Source organism: Burkholderia sp. BC1, from assembly GCF_052683555.1.
Map to the genome: position 1 here is coordinate 127,210 of NZ_JBQYLP010000002.1, position 16,790 is coordinate 143,999.

Below are 16,790 nucleotides of genomic sequence, written 5' to 3' on the forward strand. Positions count from 1 at the left end.
GGTCGGACCGTCACCGGATGCAAGCTTAGCGCGGCAACTGGCTGGCGGCTTGCGCAAGACGCGTGACTTCGGCCCAGTCCTGCGCGGCAAGTGCCGCCTTCGGCGTGAGCCACGAGCCGCCGACGCACACGACGTTCGGCTGTTTCAGGAAAGTCGGCGCGGTGTCGGCCGTGATGCCGCCGGTCGGGCAGAACTTGAGCGTCGGAAACGGGCCGTGGAATGCCTGCAGCATCGGCACGCCGCCCGCCTGTTGTGCGGGGAAGAACTTGACGATCTCGTAGCCGAATTCGAGCGCCTGGATGATGTCGCTCGGCGTCATGACGCCCGGCAGCAGCGGCAGGTCCGCGTCGAGCGACGCGAGGTGCAGTTCCTTCGTCAGGCCCGGCGAGACGCCGAACTTCGCGCCCGCGCGCTTCGCCTGCGCGCAGTGCTCGGGCTTCGTGATCGTGCCGACGCCGACGACGATGTCGTCCGCGAGCTGGCTCGCGCGCTGGATCGCCTCGAGGCCGGCCGGCGTGCGCAGCGTGATCTCGAGCACCTTCACGCCGCCCGCGTGCAGCGCACGCGACACATGCTCGCCCTGCTCGACCGAGTCGAACGCGAGCACCGGAATGACGGGGCCCAGCTTCACGATTTCGGCAATCGTCTTCATCGATAACACTCCTTGATCTGGAAATTCACGCGGCGACGCGGGCGGCCGTTTCGCCGACCAGCGTCCCGAAAACCGATGCGCCCTGCTCGGCCGGCGCGGCCGCCGCGCGGAACACGCCGAACAGCTCGCGCCCGAACCCGACCTCGTTGTCGGCCTGATGCTGCGGCTGCGCGACGGGGCGCGCATCCCATTCGGCGGCGTCGACCTCGATGTCGAGCACGCCGGCTTCCGCATCGATCACGAGCAGATCGCCCGTCTTCACCTTGCCGATCGGGCCGCCGAGCAGCGCTTCCGGCGACAGATGGATCACGGCCGGCACCTTGCCCGACGCGCCCGACATGCGCCCGTCGGTGACGAGCGCGACGTGGAAGCCCTGATCCTGCAGCACGCCGAGCAGCGGCGTCAAACGATGCAGTTCCGGCATGCCGTTCGCACGCGCGCCCTGGAACCGCACGACCGCGACGAAATCGCGCTTCAGCTCGCCGCGATCGAACGCTTCCTGCACCGCTTCCTGCGAGTCGAACACGATCGCCGGCGCCTTCACCTTGCGGTGCTCGGGCGCGACGGCCGAAATCTTGATCACGCCGCGGCCGAGCCGGCCCTGCATCAGACGCAGGCCGCCGTCCGGCTGGAACGGATCGCGAATGCTGCGCAGCACCTTCGTGTCGTGGCTCTCGGCCGCGCCGTCGACCCACGTCAGCTTGCCGTCGATCAGCTTCGGCTCCTTCGTGTAGTGCGACAGCCCCTTGCCGGCGACCGTCGTCACGTCTTCGTGCAGCAGGCCGCCTTCGAGCAGGTTGCGCACGAGGAACGCGACGCCGCCCGCCGCGTGGAAATGGTTCACGTCGGCCTTTCCGTTCGGGTAGATCTTCGCGAGCAGCGGCACGACGGCCGACAGTTCGTCGAAGTCGTTCCAGTCGATCAGGATGCCGGCCGCGCGCGCGATCGCGACGAGGTGCAGCGTATGGTTGGTCGAGCCGCCGGTCGCGAGCAGCGCGACGATGCCGTTGACGATCGCCTTCTCGTCGATCACGTGGCCGATCGGCGTGTACTGGCCGCGCTCGACGGTCAGGTCGAGCACGCGGCGCGCGGCTTCGGCCGTCAGTGCGTCGCGCAGCGGCGTGTGCGGATGGATGAACGCGGCGCCCGGCAGATGCAGCCCCATCAGCTCCATCAGCATCTGGTTGCTGTTCGCCGTGCCGTAGAACGTGCAAGTGCCGTGACCGTGATAGGCGGCCGATTCGGCTTCGAGCAGCGCGTCGCGGCCGACCTGCCCCGTCGCGAACTGCTGGCGGATCTTCGCCTTGTCGTCGTTCGACAGGCCGCTCGTCATCGGGCCGGCCGGCACGAAGATCGTCGGCAAGTGGCCGAACTGCAGCGCGCCGATCAGCAGGCCCGGCACGATCTTGTCGCAGATGCCGAGGCAGAGCGCCGCGTCGAACATGTTGTGCGTGAGCGCGATCGCCGTGCCCATCGCGATGGCCTCGCGCGAGAACAGCGACAGCTCCATCCCCGGATTGCCCTGCGTGATGCCGTCGCACATCGCCGGCACGCCGCCCGCGAACTGCGCGACGCCGCCGTTCTCGCGCGCGGCGGCCTTGATGATGTCGGGGAAATTCTTGTACGGCGCATGCGCGGACAGCATCTCGTTGTACGACGAAACGATGCCGATGTTCGGCTCGCGAATCGCCTTGATCGCGAATTTGTCGCTGCCCTCGAGGCCCGCGAAGCCGTGCGCGAGGTTCGCGCACGACAGCGCGCCGCGCGCCGGGAACTTGCCTTGCGCGCCGTCGATGCGCTGCAGATAGGCGGAACGGGTCGATTGGCTGCGGGCGATCACGCGTTCGGTGACTTTCGCCAGAGTGGGATGCAGCGACGTCATGCTGGGCGCTCCTGTATGCCGGCCGCGCCGGCGGTTGGAATCGTGGGGACGGTCGATGCGTCGACCGAACGAACGCAGTCTAGTAGAAAAACTACACGCGCGCAATGCGGTTTCATCGTCGCGCAACGCCTATTCCCGCTACAAGCCAATGCCAGATTAGTAAAAACCCTTATGCCGATGATTCCCCCTCACGGCAAACCCTGCGGTTTTCGCTAGCATTTTCATGTAGATTTTCTACAATTCGACTGCGATACACTCGCTCATCCGAACCCGATTTCCTGCCCCTGCCCCATGTTGCCCCGTATCGAAGCGATCCGCGCCGAACTGCGCCCGTCCGAGCGCAAGCTCGCCGACTACATCCTCGCCGCGCCGCGCGAGGTGCTCGACCTCGCGATGACCGAGCTGTCGGCACGCGCGGGCGTCAGCCAGCCGACGATCGCGCGCTTCTGCCAGGCGCTCGGCTGCAGCGGCTTTCGCGAATTCAAGATCCGGCTCGCGCAGAGCGTCGCGCCCGGCGTGTCGTCGGTCTATCGCGACGTCGAACCCGACGAGCCGGCACCCGGCATCATCGGCAAGGTGTTCGACCGCACGATCGGCGCGCTGATCGAGGTGCGCAACAGCCTGTCGGCCGGCAGCGTCGCCGAGGCGATCGCGCTGCTGTCGAATGCGTCGCGCATCGAGTTCTACGGCGCAGGCGGCTCGGGCATCGCCGCGCAGGATATCCAGCACAAGTTCTTCCGGCTCGGCGTGCCGAGCGTCGCGTATTCGGATCCGCATACGTTCTCCATGTCGGCCGCGCTGCTCGGGCCGCAGGACGTCGTCGTCGCGATCTCGAACACGGGCCGCACGCGCGACATCGTCGACGCGGCACGCGCGGCGCTCGCGTGCGGCGCGAAAGTCGTCGCGATCACGCACAGCCACTCGCCGCTCGCGAAGCTCGCGACCGTCAGCCTCGCATCGAACATCGCCGAGGAAACCGACGTGTTTTCGCCGATGACGTCTCGCATGTCGCATCTCGCGATCGGCGACATCCTCGCGGTCGGCGTCGCGCTGTCGCGCGGGCCGGCGCTGATGGAACGCGTCGGCCGCGCGAAGGAAGCGATCACGCGCCGCCGGATCGACGACGGCGCGAAGGACTGAGGGCGCGCCGCGCGCGACGCAAAAACAAACGGCGCCCCGAAGGGCGCCGTGCGCTTGCCGCGTATCGTCGGACTGCGCCGCTCAGAACGGCTTGATCACGACCAGCGCGACCGCCGCCAGCATGCCGAGCACCGGCAGTTCGTTGAATACGCGATACCACTTGTCGGTGCGACGGTTCTCGCCGCGCTCGAACACCTTCAGCAGATGCCCGCAGTACGCGTGATAGACGATCAGCAGCAGCACGACCGTCACCTTCGCGTGAATCCAGCCCTGCCCCTGTCCGATGCCGATCACGAGCCAGAGCCACAAGCCGCATGCGAGCGCCGGCACCGCGATGAACGTCATGAAGCGAAACAGCTTGCGCGCCATCAGCAGCAGCCGGCGCACCGCGGCCGGATCGGTTTCCATCGCGAGGTTCACGTAGATGCGCGGCAGATAGAACAGGCCCGCGAACCACGCGGCGATCAGAACGATATGGAAGGTCTTGATCCAGAGCATCGCCATCGGTTTGCGCCTCGCTTCGCGTTACTGCCGGCCTTCGCCGTGCCCGAGCACGACGTACTTCAGCGACGTCAGCCCTTCGAGGCCGACCGGGCCGCGCGCGTGCAGCTTGTCGTTCGAGATGCCGATCTCGGCGCCGAGGCCGAACTCGAAGCCGTCCGCGAACCGCGTCGACGCGTTGACCATCACGCTCGCCGAATCGACTTCGCGCAGGAAGCGCATCGCACGGTCGTGATCCTCGGTGACGATCGCATCGGTGTGATGCGAGCCGTAATGGTTGATGTGCTCGATCGCCGCGTCGAGCCCGTCGACGATCTTGATCGCGAGCACCGGCGCGAGATATTCGGTGTGCCAGTCTTCCTCGGTCGCGTCGACGAGCGGGCCGACGCCCGCATCGGCGAGCACCGCGCGCGCGGCCGCATCGACGCGCAGCTCGACCTGCTTGTCGCGATACAGCTTGCCGAGCGGCGGCAGCACCTTCGCCGCGATGCCGCTCGCGACGAGCAGCGTCTCCATCGTATTGCAGGTGCCGTAGCGGTGCGTCTTCGCGTTGTCGCAGACGGTCAGCGCCTTGTCGAGATCCGCACGATCGTCGACGTACACGTGGCAGATGCCGTCGAGGTGCTTGATCATCGGCACGCGCGCTTCGTTGATCAGCCGCTCGATCAGGCTCTTGCCGCCGCGCGGCACGATCACGTCGACGTATTCGGTCATCGTGATCAGCTTGCCGACCGCCGCGCGGTCAGCCGTCCCGACGACCTGCACCGCATCCTGCGGCAGGCCGGCCGCCGCGAGCCCTTCGCCGATCAGCTTCGCGAGCGCGGTGTTCGATTCGAGCGCTTCGGAGCCGCCGCGCAGGATCGTCGCATTGCCCGATTTCAGGCACAGCGCGGCCGCGTCGATCGTCACGTTCGGGCGCGACTCGTAGATGATCCCGATCACGCCGAGCGGCACGCGCATCTGACCGACCTGGATCCCGCTCGGACGGTACTTCAGATTGCCGATCTCGCCGATCGGGTCCGGCAGCGACGCGACCTGGCGCAGCCCTTCGACCATCGTGTTCAGCGCCTTGTCGGACAGCGTCAGCCGATCGACGAACGCCGCATCGAGCCCCTTTTCGCGCGCCCGCGCGACGTCGCGCGCGTTCGCGTCCTTCAGCGCCTGCGCATCGCGCTCGATCGCGCGCGCGACGGCGTCGAGCGCCGCATTCTTCGCGGCCGTGCTGGCGCGCGCCATCGCGCGCGACGCGTGCCGGGCGCGGCGGCCCAGGTCGGTCATGTACTGATCGATATCCATCGTGTGACTCGAGAAGCGAGCCGCGTGGCGCGGCATGAATTCGTGGGGCTGGCGTGGCGCGGCGTGGCGCCCGGTGCGGCGGCGGGCAGGCTGCGCCAGCTTCGGAGCATTGTAAGCGGGTTGCGATGCGTACGCTGACACCCGGAACGGGACCTAACGACGCACGCGACCCGCGGTCGGCGGTCGCTCGTGCTGCGGCCCGGCGACCGTCATCGCGAGCTGAAACAGCCCGTCCCACGGGTCGGGCGGCGGATCGTCCTGCGTGCGGCGGCCGGGCGTCACGGCAGCGAGACCCTTGACCTGCCGGTCGAGCTTCGCCGCAAACGCGAGTGCCTTTTCGAGCACGGCCTCGGACACGCGGTTCAGCGCCGGACCGATCAGCCGCTCGCGCGGGCCCCATACGCGGTTCTCGCGCAGCAGCGTCGCGAGCGGCTTGCCGGCCGCGGTGCCGCGCTTGATCCGGAGCAGCGTGCGCAACTCCTCGACGACGGCCCACATCACGAGCACGATCGCCTCGCCCTCGCCCTTGAGCCCGTCGATCATCCGCGCAAGCCGCGCGGCGTCGCCGGCAAGCATCGCTTCGTTCAGCTTGAACACGTCGTAGCGTGCGACGTTCAGCACGGCATCGTGCACCTGCTCGAACGACAGCACGCCCTGCGGATAGAGCAGCCCGAGCTTCTGAATTTCCTGGTGTGCGGCGAGCAGGTTGCCCTCGACGCGCTCGGCGATGAACTGCAGCGCGCGCCGGCCGTCGTCGCCGGGCGCGACGCGCTGCCCCTGCATCGCGAGCCGCTGGCCGATCCAGTTCGGCAGCTGCGCGCGGTCGACCGGATCGATCTTCAGCGCGACGCCGCCGTTCTGCAGCGCGGTGAACCACGCGGACTTCTGCGTGGCCGCATCCAGACGCGGCAGCGTGACGAGCATCAGCGCATCGGGATTGTCGGCGGCCGCCAGCGCCTTCAGCGCGTCGGCCCCTTCCTTGCCCGGCTTGCCCGACGGAATGCGCAGCTCGATCAGCTGGCGCTCGCCGAACAGCGACATCGCCTGCGTCGCGCCGAGCAGCACGCTCCAGTCGAAGCCGCGCTCGACCGTATGCACCGAACGCTCGGTGAAGCCGGCCGCGCGCGCGGCCGCGCGAATGCGGTCGCACGCCTCCTGCGCGAGCAGCGGCTCGTCGCCGTAGACGGTGTAGAGCCCGGCCAACCCCTTCGCGAGGTGCGGCTCCAGTGCATCAAGTCGCAATTGCATCGGTGCGTGCGGCGCGGATCAAAGCGGCGGCGGCGGCAGCGGCGCGCGCGGCGCGACGCCCGGCACCACGTCTTCCGGACGCGGCGTCAGCGAATGCACGATCGCGAGGCGGCGCATCAGCTGATCGACCGCGTCGTTCTGCATGTCCGCGTACAGGATGTCCGCTTCCTGCGCCTTCGCGTTCGTGTACTGGTCGCTGTACGTCATCGCGCGGTTCAGCGCGATCGCGCTCGGCGGAATCAGCACGGTGCCGTCCTTGCTCGTCAGCGTGTAGTTCAGCGTGTAGAACAGCGCGTATTCCTGTGCGGAACCGTACTGGTTCAGCGTCAGCGTGTTCTGGCCGCGCGATTCCCACATACGCAGCACGGCATCGGCATCGTCGATCGACTTGACGATCTTCGTGTCGCTGCCGCCCTCGACGAGGCGCGTGAGCCGCGCCGACACCGGCGCCGGCGCACCGGCGATCAGCAGGTGCTTGAACGCGTAGTCCTGCTGGCCGCGTAACTGGAAACCGCATGCGGACAGCGCGACCGCGCTGCCGACGAGCATCAAAAACGATCTGCGGATCACCTTGGCTCCTTCTGTGTACGCCCGACGGCCGGCGGCCGTCAGACGACGATGTTCACGAGGCGGCCCGGCACGACGACGATCTTCTTCGCCGGCTTGCCTTCGCCGAACTTCGCGAACGCGTCGTCGGCGAGCGCCGCGGCTTCGATCGCCTCGCGGCTCGCGTCCTTCGCGACCTTCAGCGCGCCGCGCACCTTGCCGTTCACCTGCAGCACGAGTTCGATCTCGGCCTGCTCGAGCGCCGCCTCGTCGACCTTCGGCCACGGCGCGTCGAGCAGCGGACCGAATTCGTCGGCATAGCCGAGCGCCTTCCAGAGCTCGTACGTGACGTGCGGAACCACCGGATACAGCACGCGCAGCAGCACGCCGTACGCTTCGCGCAGCACGGCCGGCGTCGCGCCCTTCGCACCGTCGATCGCGTTCAGCATCTTCATCGCGGCCGACACGACCGTGTTGTATTGCAGACGCTGATAGTCGAAGTCGGCCTGCTTCAGCACGCTGTAGATTTCGCGGCGCAGCGCCTTGTCGGCGTCGCCGAGCGCGGCCGCGTCGAAGCCCGCGCGCGAGGCGAGCGCTTCGCGGTTCGCATAGCCGAAGCTCCACACGCGGCGCAGGAAGCGGCTCGCGCCTTCGACGCCGGCGCCCGACCACTCGAGCTGCTGCTCGGGCGGCGCGGCGAACATCGTGAACAGGCGCGCGGTATCCGCGCCGTACTGGTCGATCAGCACCTGCGGATCGACGCCGTTGTTCTTCGACTTCGACATCTTCTCGATGCCGCCGAGCACGACCGGCTGGCCGTCGGCGTTCAGCGTCGCACCGACCGGGCGGCCCTTGTCGTCGTGCGTGACCGTCACGTCGGCCGGGTTGTACCAGGTCTTCTTGCCCGCCGCGTCCTCGCGATAGTACGTCTCGTTCAGCACCATGCCCTGCGTGAGCAGGTTCTTCGCCGGCTCGCCGAACTTCACGAGGCCGAGATCGCGCATCACCTTCGTCCAGAAGCGCGAATACAACAGGTGCAGGATCGCGTGCTCGATGCCGCCGATGTACTGGTCCATCGGCATCCAGTAGTCGGTGCGCGCGTCGACCATCGTCTCGGCGTCCGGCGCCGTGTAGCGCGAGAAGTACCACGACGAATCGACGAAGGTGTCCATCGTGTCGGTTTCGCGCTTCGCGGCCGCGCCGCACTTCGGACACGTGCAGTTCAGGAACGCTTCGGACTTCGCGAGCGGGTTGCCCGAGCCGTCCGGCACGAGGTCTTCCGGCAGCACGACGGGCAGATCCTTTTCCGGCACCGGCACGTCGCCGCACGACGGGCAGTGGATGATCGGGATCGGCGTGCCCCAGTAGCGCTGGCGCGAAATGCCCCAGTCGCGCAGACGCCACGTGACCTGCTTGTCGCCGAAGCCGCCCGCCTTCAGGTCGGCCGCCACCGCATCGACGGCCGCCGCGTAGCCGAGGCCGTCGTACTTGCCGCTGTTGATGCAGACCGCGATGTCCTTGTCGCCGTACCACTCCTGCCAGGCGTCGAGCGAGTACGTATGGCCTTCGGCCGCGATCACCTGCTTGATCGGCAGGCCGTACTTCTTCGCGAACGCGAAGTCGCGTTCGTCGTGGCCCGGCACGCCCATCACGGCGCCTTCGCCGTAGCTCATCAGCACGTAGTTGCCGATCCACACCTCGACCGGCTCGCCCGTCAGCGGATGCGTGACCGAGAAGCCCGTCGCGACGCCCTTCTTCTCCATCGTCGCCATGTCGGCCTCGGCGACGCCGCCGCGCTTGCATTCGTCGATGAACGCCTGCAGCTCGGGCTTGCCCTGCGCGAGGCGCGTCGCGAGCGGATGCTCGGCCGCGATCGCGCAGAACGTGACGCCCATGATCGTGTCGGCGCGCGTCGTGAACACGCGCAGCAGCTGCTTCTCGCCGTCGAGTTCGTACGGGAAGCCGAAGTTCACGCCGAAGCTCTTGCCGATCCAGTTCTGCTGCATGATCTTCACGCGCTCGGGCCAGCCGAGGCCGTCGAGGTCGTTCAGCAGCTCGTCCGCGTACTGCGTGATGCGCAGGTAGTACATCGGGATCTCGCGCTTCTCGACGAGCGCGCCCGAGCGCCAGCCGCGGCCGTCGATCACCTGCTCGTTCGCGAGCACGGTCTGGTCGACCGGATCCCAGTTCACGGTGCCCGTCTTCTTGTACGCGATGCCCTTCTCGAGCATCTTCAGGAACAGCCACTGGTTCCACTTGTAGTAGTCGGGCTTGCAGGTCGCGATCTCGCGCGACCAGTCGATCGCGAGGCCCATCGACTGCATCTGGCCCTTCATGTAGTCGATGTTGTCGTAGGTCCACTTCGCGGGCGGCACGCCGTTGGCCATCGCGGCGTTCTCCGCGGGCATCCCGAAGGCGTCCCAGCCCATCGGCATCAGCACGTTGTAGCCGTTCATCCGCAGATAGCGGTACATCACGTCGTTGATCGTGTAGTTGCGCACGTGACCCATGTGCAGCTTGCCGGACGGATACGGCAGCATCGACACGCAGTAGAACTTCGGCTTCTGCGCGTCTTCCTGCGTCTTGTAGGCATCGGCTGCGCGCCAGTCGCCCTGGGCGGCGGCTTCGACGTCGGCGGGTACGTATCTCTCGTGCATGGTGTGGTTCGGACTAGGCTTTATGCGACGCGACGGCTCGCGCGCGGAGTGGATCGAAAATCGTGCTGGCCCGGCGCGGGAACAAGGCCGGCCGTGCCGGGCCCGGCCGCCGGCGCCCGGTGCATCGCCGGCACGCCCACGCGGGCTCCGGATGACCAGGACAATCCTGCCGACCGGGAAAAACGTCGATTATACCGCCCGCGCCGGCGCGTAAGGCCGGTGTCGCGGGCGTCGCGCATCGCGGCCGCGACGGCCACGCGCGCTGCGGGCGGCGTCAGTGCGCGGCCGGCGCAGCGGGCGCGGCCGGCCCTGCGGTGCCGGCGGGCGGCATGTCGGTGACGAAGCCGATCCGCGTGAGGCCCGCGGCCTGCGCGGCGCCCATCACCTGCGCGATCACGTCGTAGCGCGTCGCGCGCGACGCGCGCAGCCGCAGCTCGGGCGGCGCGCCGCTCGCGGCGGCCTGCCGGAAGCGCGCGGGCAGCGCCTCGAGCGCAATCGGCGTGTCGTTCCAGTACAGCTTGCCCGCATCGTCGATCGACAGCGTGACCGACTGCGGCGTGTCGCGCGCGACGCTCGCCGCGACCTTCGGCAAGTCGAGCCGGATCGCGTGCGTCATCAGCGGCGCGGTAATGATGAAGATGACGAGCAGCACGAGCATCACGTCGATCAGCGGCGTCATGTTGATTTCCGCCATCGGCGCGGACGTCTTGTGGTGCTCGAGTCCGCCGAATGCCATGAGCGTTCCTCCGGGAAGCGGGCGTCACGCGGGCTGCGCGCAGACGAACACGTGCAGATCGCGCGCGAAGCCGTCGAGTTCCTCGGCGAGTTGCCGGACGAGCCGCCCGAGGATGTTGTACGCGAGCACGGCCGGAATCGCGACGACGAGCCCGAACGCGGTCATGATCAGCGCTTCGCCGACCGGCCCCGCGACGTTCTCGATCTGCGCCTGCCCGCTCGCGGCGATGCTGCCGAGCGCATGGTAGATGCCCCAGACGGTGCCGAGCAGCCCGACGAACGGCGCCGTGCTGCCGATCGACGCGAGCAGCACCTGACCGAATTCGAGGCGCCGCTGCGAGCGCAGCATCGCGTGACGCAGCGCGCGCAGCACGCGCTCGCTACGCTCGACGCGCGCGGCCAGCGCGGCCGGCTCGTGTTCGTCGGCCGCGTCGCGCGCGGCCTCCGCGAGCGGCACGAACACGCGCTCGCGATCGGCGCCGGCCAGCGCGGCGATGCCCGCCTCGAGCGACGACGCACGCCAGAACGCCGCGAGCGCACGCGGCCCCTGCCGCTTCGCGCGCACGAGCAGCCATGCCTTCATCAAGAGGAAGCACCAGCTGGCGACGGACATCGCCAGCAACACATAGGCGACGGCATGCGTGATCGCATCGCCGCTTTCGAGGTAGTGGACAACGCCGGTGGGAATGGCCATCGGGGTTCCCCGTCGCGTCAGCGCAGGCCGAGCACGTCCTGCATGTCGAACAGGCCCGTGTCGCGCGCCGACAGGAAGCGCACGGCACGCAGCGCGCCCTGCGCGTACGACACGCGGCTCGACGACTTGTGCGTGATTTCGATCCGCTCGCCGATGCCGGCGAACAGCACGGTGTGGTCGCCGACGATGTCGCCGCCGCGCACGGCCGCGAAACCGATCGTCGACGGATCGCGCTCGCCCGTCACGCCCTGGCGCCCGTACACCGCGCAGTCGTCGAGCGAGCGGCCGAGCGCGCCGGCGACCGCTTCGCCCATCATCAGCGCGGTGCCCGACGGCGCGTCGACCTTGTGGCGGTGGTGCGCCTCGATGATTTCGATGTCGTAGCCGTGCGAGAAGTGCTTCGCCGCGAATTCGAGCAGCTTCAGCGTGACGTTGACGCCGACGCTCATGTTCGCGGCGAACACGATCGCGACTTTCTCGGCGGCCGCATGGAGCACGGCCTTCTGCTCGGCCGTGAAGCCGGTCGTGCCGATCACGAGCTTCACGTCGTGGCGCAGCGCCGCCTCGACGTGCGCGAGCGTGCCTTCCGGGCGCGTGAAGTCGATCAGATAGTCGGCCTGCGCGAACACCGCGTCGACGTCGTCGGTCAGCTTGACGCCGGTGTCCTTGCCGAGGAACGCGCCCGCGTCCTGCCCGAGCGACGGCGAGCCGGCACGGTCGAGCGCGCCGACGAGCTGCGCGTCGGCATCGTTGAGAACGGCTTCGATCAGCATCCGGCCCATCCGGCCCGATGCGCCGGCAATCGCAATCTTCATGGCTTTCTACACGACAGGTCTAAAGGCAGGCGGCGCAGGCCGCCCCGGTTGCACGCGCGCGCCGCTTACTGCGACTGCGCGGGTGCGGTAAGCGGCTGGTTCTGCAGCGTGTCGGACCCTTGCGGGCCGACGGGCGGCGCCGCTTCGTTCGACACGTTCGGCTGCGGCGGCCGATGGAACTGGAACTGCGGCTGGATCGCCGGCACGGCGCCCGGCGGCTGGCCGCCCGGCACCGGCGCACCGCCCGATGCCTGCGCGGACGGCGTGAAGTGCCGCGTAGCGGAGCCCTGGCCGGAAACCTGGTTGGTCGCGCGGTTAGCCGCGCGCGCCGCCCGCGCGTTCGCATCCTGATCGACGACCTCGCCGACCGACGTCGGCGCGCTTGCCGTCGTGACCGCACTCGCGCCGCTCGCGGCCGCGGCGGCGGCCGCCTTGTCCTTCGCCGCTTTCTTGCCGCGCCGATCGCCGTCGATGTCGGCGAGCAGATCGAGCTCGGACGGCAGATTCTCGGCGCCGGTCCAGCTCGCGAGGCGATCGCCCGAGAACGTCAGCACGAGATCGCGCTGCTGGACGACCGACGTCGAGCCGCGCTTGAAGTAGAACAGGTAATCCCAGCGGTCGGCGTGGAACATGTCCGTGAGCAGCGGCGTGCCGAGCAGCGCGCGGACCTGCTCGCGCGTCATGCCGGTCTGCAGTTGCGCGGCCTTCTCCTGCGACACGAAGTTGCCTTGCACGACGGTGATCCGATAAGGCGTGATGCTCTGCGCGATGCGCTGCGTCACGCTGTCGTACGACGAACAACCAGCCAGCGCGGCAACGGCGGCGGCAGCGATGATGGCACTCCGCATGCGGCTCCTCTGAAAGTGCGAAAGAGATTCTGGAATCATTTCCCTCACCGTGCTGGCCCGCGTCGCAGGCCGCGCGTGTTTCTGGAACGGCGAAAAGCCGGTAACATTGAAGCCCTGCATTGTACTCTAGGGACGCCTAGCCATGACCAATCCGACGGATCTCAAGAATATCGGGCTAAAGGCCACCCTACCGCGCCTCAAGATTCTCGAGATCTTCCAGCAGAGCCCCGTGCGGCACCTGACCGCCGAAGACGTCTACCGCAACCTGCTCAACGAGCAGCTCGACATCGGGCTCGCCACCGTCTATCGCGTGCTCACGCAGTTCGAGCAGGCCGGGCTGCTGTCGCGCAGCAACTTCGAATCGGGCAAGGCCGTGTTCGAGCTGAACGAAGGTTCGCACCACGACCACCTCGTCTGCCTCGACTGCGGGCGCGTCGAGGAATTCTTCGACGCCGAAATCGAAAGCCGTCAGCAGGCGATCGCGAAGGAGCGCGGTTTCCGCCTCCAGGAGCACTCGCTCGCGATGTACGGGTCGTGCACCACCGAAAACTGCCCGCACCGCAAGCACTGACCGACAGCAGCGCCGATGTGCACACGGCCCGGCCGGCATGTCGCCGCCCGGGCCGTCTGTTTTTTCCGGCGGCCGTTCGGCCGCCGCGCGCGTCAGAGCGCGCCTGCGCAGGCCGGCTCGAATTCGAGCGCCCAGGCGCCGTCGAGCGGGATCTCGTCGCAGTTCGGCTGCGGGCCGCCGCGATCGACGATCACGAAGTCGCTGACCGCGTCGAGCGCGAGCAGCGGATGGTGCCACACGCCTTTCGCATAGTTGACGCCCTGCCAGCCTTCCGCGAGGAACGCGCGCATCGCGTCGGGCCGGAACTCGCCGGCCGGCGCGACGACGACCGCGTAGCGCGACACCGCCGCCAGCGGAATGAACGCCTGGCTGCCGTGCGGATGGCGCTCCATCAGCGTGAGCGCGACGGGCAACGCGCGCGGCTGCGCGCGAAACACGCTGACGAGCGGACGCCCGCCGTCCGCGCAGACGTCGATGTTCGCGAGATCGTGGAAGCGCTCGGTCGTGCCGCCGTTGATCGGGAAATGCCGGGCGCCTTCGAGTGCGATCACGTCGCCGAACGGCGCAAACGCTTCGCGGGTCAGACGCTCGACGCGCAGAGTATGCAAGCTGGTCATCGCCACTCCCCCGTCAGGCCGGTTCGCCCCACAGACGCAGCCGCGACACGCCGCCGTCCGGGAAGATGTTGAAGCGCACGTGCGTGACGGGGCCGAGCGCCGCGAGATCGTCGAACGTGTGCACGCTGTCCATCGACAGCTTCTGCTCGCCGAGCAGTTCGGGCCAGAACATCGCCTGCGTGATCAGCGAATCGTCGGTGCCGCCCGTGACGTGCGCGGCCTGCAGCGAACAGCGGTCCGGGAAGTTGCCCTTGAAGAACGCGGTATCGACTTCGACGCGCCGGATGATGCCCGGCCGCGCCAGCGCGACGATCGCCCAGTCGTTGCCGGGCTCGCGGCGGCGCCGCGTCTCCCAGCCGTCGCCCATGTTCGCGCCGCGCCCCGGCATCAGCATCTGCGAGGCGGCACCGAAGTGCTGGTTGTTCGCGGCGACCAGATAGGCGCCGTTCTCGATCGCGGCCAGATCGACCGGTTCGCCGGCCGGCACGCGGCTCCAGTCGCGCTGCGGCTGCCCGTATACGCGCAGCCGCGCGATCCCGCCGTCCGGATACAGGTTCACGCGCAGATGCGTGTACGGCCGCGCATCGGCAACCTCGACGTAGTGATGCGCGTTGCCCTGCAGCGTCGTCGCGGCCACGATGGTGTGCCATTCGGCGTCGTCCGACGGCGTGTCGCCGTCCGCGAAGCAGGCGTCGATCGACGCGGCCGGCGGGAAATTGCCGGTGAAGTGGCTCGTATCGAGATCGACGCCGTGGATCACGCCCGGCCGCGCGAGCCGCACCACGCAGAAGTCGTGACCGGTCGTGCGCTTGCGGCGCGTCTCCCAGCCGTCCATCCACTTGCCGTGATCGTCGTACTTGCCGGGGATGAACACGGCCGGCTCGGGGTTCAGCATGCGCTCCTTCGGCGCGAAGAATTCGTCGCTTGCGAACAGCGCCGCGGCGCCCAGGCGCGGATCGGCGAGATTCATGTAGCGCCGCGTGAAGGCCGGCGCGCTCGGGTCGAGAATGGGGGCTGCCATGTCGTCTCCAATATCGGCTGCACGTCGCGCGTCGCCGCGCGCGCCAGCCTGGCGTAGCGGGCCGGTGCGGCGGGCGCGTCAGGCCCGCCCGTCTCCGTTACCCGCCGTCCTGATGAAATGCCGGCGCATCGCTGCGCCGGCCGGTTCCAGCGTGCGCGGACGGTCCGGGGCAGACCGCCGCGCGGCGCTCAGAGCGCGTGCGCCTGATCGCCGGCGACCGGCGTCGCGCCGTCCTCCTCGGCCGGCACGTAGCGCAGCTCGCGGTTCAGCACGCGCTTCGCACGGGCGCGGTCGATGTCGTTCTCCCACACCGCGACCACGACCGTCGCGACGCAGTTGCCGATCAGGTTCGTCAGCGCGCGGGCGATCCCGACGAACCAGTCGACCGGCAGGATCAGCACGAGGCCCAGCACCGGAATCGCGGGAATCGCGGACAGCGTCGCCGCGAGAATCACGATCGCCGAACCCGGAATCCCGTGCGCGCCCTTCGACGTGATCATCGACACGATCAGGACCACGATCAGATCGTGCGCCGACAGCGGCGTGTTGGTCGCCTGCGCGATGAACAGCACCGCGAGCGTCAGATAGATCGAGAAGCCGTCGAGGTTGAACGAATAGCCGGTCGGGATCACGAGGCCGACGGTCGAATCCTTGACGCCCATGTACTCGAGCTTGCGCATCACCTGCGGCAGCACCGCGTCCGACGAAGCCGTGCCGAGCACGATCGACAGTTCCTCGCGCAGGTAGCGGATCAGCTTGAATACCGAGAAGCCGGCAAGCCGCATCACGATGCCGAGCACGACCGTGACGAACACCGCGCAGCTCACGTAGAACACCGCGACGAGATAACCGAGCTGCTTCAGCGAGGCGACGCCGTACTTGCCGGTCGTGAACGCGATCGCGCCGAGCACGCCGAGCGGCGCGAGCTTGATGATGAAGCCGATCACGCGGAAGAACACGTGCGACAGCTCCTCGATCAGCCCGTTCACGCGCTTGGCCTTGTCGCCGAGCAGCGACAGCGCCGAGCCGAACAGCACCGCGAACACGAGGATCTGCAGGATGTCGCCCTTCGCGAATGCGTCGATCGCGGTGTCGGGGATGATCTTCATCAGGAAGCCGGCCGTGTCCTTCAGGCTCTCCGCGTTCTTCGCGTACGACGCGAGCGACGATGCGTCGAGCGAGTGCAGGTTGATGTTCATCCCCTCACCCGGCCGCGTGAGCCAGGCGAGGACGAGCCCGATGCCGAGCGCGAGCGTCGTCATCACCTCGAAGTAGACGACGGCCTTCAGGCCGACGCGGCCGACCTTCTTCAGATCGCCCGCATTGGCCATCCCGCTGACCACGACGCAAAACACGATCGGGCCGATGACCATCTTGATGAGCTTCAGAAAACCGTCGCCGAGCGGTTTCAGCGACTCGGCGAAATGCGGGAAGAACGCGCCGAGCGCGACCCCGAGGATCAGTGCGATCACGACTCGACCAAACAGCGAATTGAGGAACTTTGACACGGCGCTCTCCCGAAATGGGTTGCATTTTCGTCTGTTCATACTGGTATGACCAGTGATGT

The 16,790-nt window shown here is 68.2% G+C and carries 16 protein-coding genes; 2 read left to right on the plus strand and 14 right to left on the minus strand.

Annotation, left to right across the window (positions count from 1 at the left end):
• Positions 1 to 25: 25 nt before the first annotated feature.
• The gene (gene eda, locus ACSHSS_RS01820; protein WP_006400336.1) at positions 26 to 652 is read right to left on the minus strand and encodes a bifunctional 4-hydroxy-2-oxoglutarate aldolase/2-dehydro-3-deoxy-phosphogluconate aldolase; all 627 of its coding nucleotides are present in this window, start codon (positions 650 to 652) and stop codon (positions 26 to 28) included.
• A gap of 25 nt (positions 653 to 677) precedes the next feature.
• Complete coding sequence (gene edd, locus ACSHSS_RS01825) at positions 678 to 2,534, minus strand: phosphogluconate dehydratase (protein WP_006400337.1); 1,857 nt, start codon at positions 2,532 to 2,534, stop codon at positions 678 to 680.
• Between the two features lie 291 nt (positions 2,535 to 2,825).
• On the opposite strand from edd, the gene ACSHSS_RS01830 reads away from it, so the two are divergent.
• Positions 2,826 to 3,674: a MurR/RpiR family transcriptional regulator gene (locus ACSHSS_RS01830; protein ID WP_006407566.1), complete on the plus strand. Its 849-nt coding sequence runs from the start codon at positions 2,826 to 2,828 to the stop codon at positions 3,672 to 3,674.
• Positions 3,675 to 3,755: 81 nt separating this feature from the next.
• Here ACSHSS_RS01830 and ACSHSS_RS01835 read toward each other — a convergent pair whose 3' ends face one another.
• The 9 genes from ACSHSS_RS01835 to ACSHSS_RS01875 form a co-directional block, all read right to left on the minus strand.
• On the minus strand, positions 3,756 to 4,178 hold the full coding sequence (locus ACSHSS_RS01835) for a CopD family protein (protein WP_006400340.1): 423 nt from the start codon (positions 4,176 to 4,178) through the stop codon (positions 3,756 to 3,758).
• Between the two features lie 21 nt (positions 4,179 to 4,199).
• Entirely contained in the window at positions 4,200 to 5,471 is a 1,272-nt protein-coding gene (locus tag ACSHSS_RS01840; RefSeq protein WP_445544502.1) for a glutamate-5-semialdehyde dehydrogenase, read from the minus strand.
• 153 nt (positions 5,472 to 5,624) lie between these two features.
• The gene (gene holA / locus ACSHSS_RS01845; RefSeq protein ID WP_006400342.1) at positions 5,625 to 6,719 is read right to left on the minus strand and encodes a DNA polymerase III subunit delta; all 1,095 of its coding nucleotides are present in this window, start codon (positions 6,717 to 6,719) and stop codon (positions 5,625 to 5,627) included.
• 18 nt (positions 6,720 to 6,737) lie between these two features.
• Entirely contained in the window at positions 6,738 to 7,289 is a 552-nt protein-coding gene (locus ACSHSS_RS01850) for an LPS-assembly lipoprotein LptE (protein WP_006400343.1), read from the minus strand.
• 38 nt (positions 7,290 to 7,327) lie between these two features.
• Positions 7,328 to 9,922 carry a leucine--tRNA ligase gene (gene leuS, locus ACSHSS_RS01855; protein WP_006400344.1) on the minus strand — a complete coding sequence of 865 codons (2,595 nt, stop codon included), beginning with the start codon at positions 9,920 to 9,922 and terminating at the stop codon, positions 7,328 to 7,330.
• Positions 9,923 to 10,196: 274 nt separating this feature from the next.
• Positions 10,197 to 10,658: an ExbD/TolR family protein gene (locus ACSHSS_RS01860; protein ID WP_006400345.1), complete on the minus strand. Its 462-nt coding sequence runs from the start codon at positions 10,656 to 10,658 to the stop codon at positions 10,197 to 10,199.
• Positions 10,659 to 10,682: 24 nt separating this feature from the next.
• The gene (locus tag ACSHSS_RS01865; RefSeq protein ID WP_006400346.1) at positions 10,683 to 11,351 is read right to left on the minus strand and encodes a MotA/TolQ/ExbB proton channel family protein; all 669 of its coding nucleotides are present in this window, start codon (positions 11,349 to 11,351) and stop codon (positions 10,683 to 10,685) included.
• Between the two features lie 17 nt (positions 11,352 to 11,368).
• Positions 11,369 to 12,166, minus strand: a complete 798-nt coding sequence (gene dapB, locus ACSHSS_RS01870; RefSeq protein ID WP_176035172.1) for a 4-hydroxy-tetrahydrodipicolinate reductase — start codon at positions 12,164 to 12,166, stop codon at positions 11,369 to 11,371.
• Positions 12,167 to 12,231: 65 nt separating this feature from the next.
• Positions 12,232 to 13,014, minus strand: a complete 783-nt coding sequence (locus ACSHSS_RS01875) for an outer membrane protein assembly factor BamE (RefSeq protein WP_006400348.1) — start codon at positions 13,012 to 13,014, stop codon at positions 12,232 to 12,234.
• Positions 13,015 to 13,156: 142 nt separating this feature from the next.
• Here ACSHSS_RS01875 and fur point away from each other — a divergent pair, with 142 nt between their 5' ends.
• Positions 13,157 to 13,585 carry a ferric iron uptake transcriptional regulator gene (gene fur / locus ACSHSS_RS01880; protein WP_006400349.1) on the plus strand — a complete coding sequence of 143 codons (429 nt, stop codon included), beginning with the start codon at positions 13,157 to 13,159 and terminating at the stop codon, positions 13,583 to 13,585.
• 92 nt (positions 13,586 to 13,677) lie between these two features.
• On the opposite strand, the gene ACSHSS_RS01885 is transcribed toward fur, so the two are convergent.
• From ACSHSS_RS01885 to ACSHSS_RS01895, 3 genes are all read right to left on the minus strand, one after another.
• On the minus strand, positions 13,678 to 14,202 hold the full coding sequence (locus ACSHSS_RS01885) for an ureidoglycolate lyase (RefSeq protein ID WP_006414663.1): 525 nt from the start codon (positions 14,200 to 14,202) through the stop codon (positions 13,678 to 13,680).
• Positions 14,203 to 14,215: 13 nt separating this feature from the next.
• A complete protein-coding gene (gene alc / locus ACSHSS_RS01890) occupies positions 14,216 to 15,223 on the minus strand; it encodes an allantoicase (RefSeq protein WP_445544503.1) in 1,008 nt (335 codons plus the stop codon).
• 188 nt (positions 15,224 to 15,411) lie between these two features.
• Entirely contained in the window at positions 15,412 to 16,731 is a 1,320-nt protein-coding gene (locus ACSHSS_RS01895; protein WP_006400352.1) for a C4-dicarboxylate transporter DctA, read from the minus strand.
• Between the last annotated feature and the right edge of the window lie 59 nt (positions 16,732 to 16,790).